Origin of the sequence: Hippea jasoniae (assembly GCF_000744435.1) — a bacterium.
Taxonomy (GTDB): Bacteria; Campylobacterota_A; Desulfurellia; order Desulfurellales; family Hippeaceae; genus Hippea; species Hippea jasoniae.
The window spans coordinates 1-2909 of sequence record NZ_JQLX01000006.1 but is presented as its reverse complement, the minus strand read 5'-3'; the positions used below and the strand labels follow the sequence as shown (position 1 = coordinate 2909).

Sequence of the window (2909 nt, the reverse complement as noted above, 5' to 3'; positions counted from 1 at the left end):
GTTCTGGACTAAAAGCCATCATGCTTGCTGCAGGCTCTGTAATGCTTGGTGACTCTCAGATAGTTATAGCAGGTGGAATGGAAAACATGTCTATGGTTCCCTACTATCTACCAAAGGCTCGCTTTGGATACAGGATGGGAACAGGCGAGGTTATAGATGGTATGGTCTTTGATGGTCTGTGGGATCCCTATGACAACATCCATATGGGTCTTATAGCAGAGCAAATAGCAGAAGAGTTTAATATAACAAGAAAAGAGCAGGATGATTATGCCATCAGATCCTACAGGCTTGCCCAGAAAGCAGAAGAAGAGCTATTCAGGGATGAGATAATCCCAATAACGGTCAAACAGAAGAAAAAAGAGGTAACCATAGATAAGGATGAAGACCCCTTCAGGGTAAACTTTGAAAAGATTCCATCGCTAAAGGGTGCATTCAAAAGCGATGGCACAGTAACAGCAGCCAATGCCTCCACCATATCCGATGGTGCAGCCATTGCAGTGGTTGCAGGAGAAGAAGCGGTTGAAAAACATAACCTAAAACCACTCGCACGCATAGTGGCATATGCCACAAACTCCATGAAACCAAGTCAGTTTCCTTTGGCTCCCATTGGGGCAATACAGAAGGTTGTATCAAAAGCCAACCTCACAATAGATGACATAGGTCTGTTTGAGATCAACGAGGCATTTGCCGTTGTTGTCCTTGCTGCCATAAAGCAGCTAAATCTGGATATAGAAAAGGTTAATGTAAACGGTGGTGCAATATCCATAGGACACCCCATAGGTGCATCAGGTGGCAGACTTGCAGCCACACTGGCAAAGGAGATGCAAAGAAGGGATGTTAAATACGGTATTGCAACCCTGTGTATAGGTGGCGGTGAAGCTGTAGCTGTATTACTTGAGAAGGTGTAAAGGGGGTATAAAGATGGATATAAAGAGGGTTGGAATAGCCGGTGCAGGCCAGATGGGAAACGGTATATCCCATGTCTTTGCACAGTATGGATATGAAGTGGTAATGTATGATATAAGCCAGGCCCAGCTTGATAAAGCCATCTCAACCATAAGGAAGAACTTACAAAGACAGGCAAAAAAAGGTGTGGTAAAAGAGGATGAGATAGAAACCATCATCTCAAGAATAAAACCCACAACAACACTTGAGGATTTAAAAGATGTGGATTATGTGGTTGAAGCATCACCTGAGAATGAAAACTTAAAACTTGAGCTGTTTAGAAAATTGGATGAGATTACAGGGGATGATATCATACTTGCATCAAACACATCCTCTATCTCCATCACAAAGCTTGCTGTAGCCACAAAAAGGCCAGATAAGGTTTTGGGTATGCACTTTATGAATCCTGTGCCTGTAATGAGCCTTGTAGAGATGATAAAGGGCCTCACCACATCCGATGAAACATACAATACAGCCATAGAGCTTGCAAAAAGCTTAAACAAAGAGCCTGTGCTATCCAAAGACTATGCAGGCTTTATAGTAAACAGGATACTCATTCCAATGATCAATGAGGCCATCTTTGCTTTGGGTGAGGGTATAGCAACTACAGAGGATATAGACAAGGCTATGAAGCTTGGCACAAACCAGCCAATGGGTCCTTTAACATTAGCAGACTTCATAGGTCTTGATACGGTTCTTGCCATCCAGAATGTATTGTATGATAACTTCAAAGACTCAAAATACAGACCTGCTCCTTTGCTTGTAAAGATGGTGGAGGCAGGATATTTAGGTAGAAAGTCAGGCAAGGGCTTCTATGATTACTCAAAATAGGAGGCTTGTATGGACAATGTAATTGTTGAGATAGAAAAACCCTATGCTGTCATAACAGTAAACAGGGAGAAAAAACTAAATGCCCTGGATGTTGCAACAATAGATGAGCTAAGCGAGGCCGTTAATACAGTTGAGAACAATGACGATGTAAGGGCAGTGATTATCACAGGTGCAGGTGATAAAGCCTTTATAGCAGGAGCCGATATAGCCTTTATGCAGTCTATAACACCCAAGGAGGCATATGAGTTTGCAAGAAAGGGACAGAGCCTTATCTACTCCATGATGGATTCAACAAAACCCTTTATAGCAGCAGTAAACGGCTATGCACTGGGTGGTGGCTTTGAGGTAGCTTTAGGGTGTGATTTTATCCTTGCAACGGATAATGCAAAGTTCGGATTCCCCGAGGTTAGCCTGGGTATAATCCCTGGCTTTGGAGGCACACAGAACCTATCAAGGGTTGTGGGCAAAAACACAGCACGATACCTCATTCTTACAACCCAGATGATAAAGGCTAAAGAGGCTCAAAGTTTAGGTATAGTCTCCAATGTATTTGAAACAAAGGATGAGTTATTAAGCAATGCAAAAGAGATAGCAACAAAGATAGCAGAAAACGGCCCTGTGGCAATATCACTTGCAAAGAAGGCTATAAACGATGGCTTTGACCTATCGATAGATGAAGCATTGAAGTATGAGGCAACGCTGTTTGGTGTGGCATTTTCCACAGAAGATGCAAAAGAGGGTCTAAAGGCATTCATTGAAAAAAGAAAACCCCAGTATGAGGGTAAATAGGAGGATATAATGAACTTTGATTTAACAGATGATGAGAAACTCATAAGGGATACTGCAAGGGAGTTTGCTCAAAAAGAGCTAAAACCCATAGCAGCACAGATAGATAAGGATCATAAAATCCCTGAAGAGATAGTGGCAAAAATGGGAGAGCTTGGTTTGCTTGGCACCTATGTACCTGAGGAGTACGGTGGTGCAGGCACAAGCTTTATGGCTTATGTGCTGGTTGTGGAGGAGATATCCAAGGTATGCGCATCAAGTGGAGTTATGATTTCAGCCCACACCTCTTTATGTATAAACCCCATCCTTGCCTTTGGCACAGAAGAGCAAAAAAAGAAATACCTGCC

At 42.6% G+C, this 2909-nt stretch carries 4 protein-coding genes; all 4 read left to right on the top strand.

All coding sequences use genetic code 11. The annotated features are described in order from the left end of the window. On the top strand, window positions 1-908 hold a 908-nt coding region (locus tag EK17_RS00755; RefSeq protein WP_035586619.1), incomplete at its 5' end, for a thiolase family protein. A 13-nt stretch (window positions 909-921) separates the two neighbouring features. After that, entirely contained in the window at window positions 922-1776 is an 855-nt protein-coding gene (locus tag EK17_RS00750) for a 3-hydroxybutyryl-CoA dehydrogenase (RefSeq protein ID WP_035586614.1), read from the top strand. Between the two features lie 9 nt (window positions 1777-1785). Beyond that, a complete protein-coding gene (locus EK17_RS00745) occupies window positions 1786-2565 on the top strand; it encodes an enoyl-CoA hydratase/isomerase family protein (RefSeq protein WP_035586612.1) in 780 nt (259 codons plus the stop codon). Window positions 2566-2574: 9 nt separating this feature from the next. Continuing rightward, window positions 2575-2909 (top strand): acyl-CoA dehydrogenase family protein (locus tag EK17_RS00740; RefSeq protein WP_035586610.1); only part of this gene is annotated, 335 nt, incomplete at its 3' end.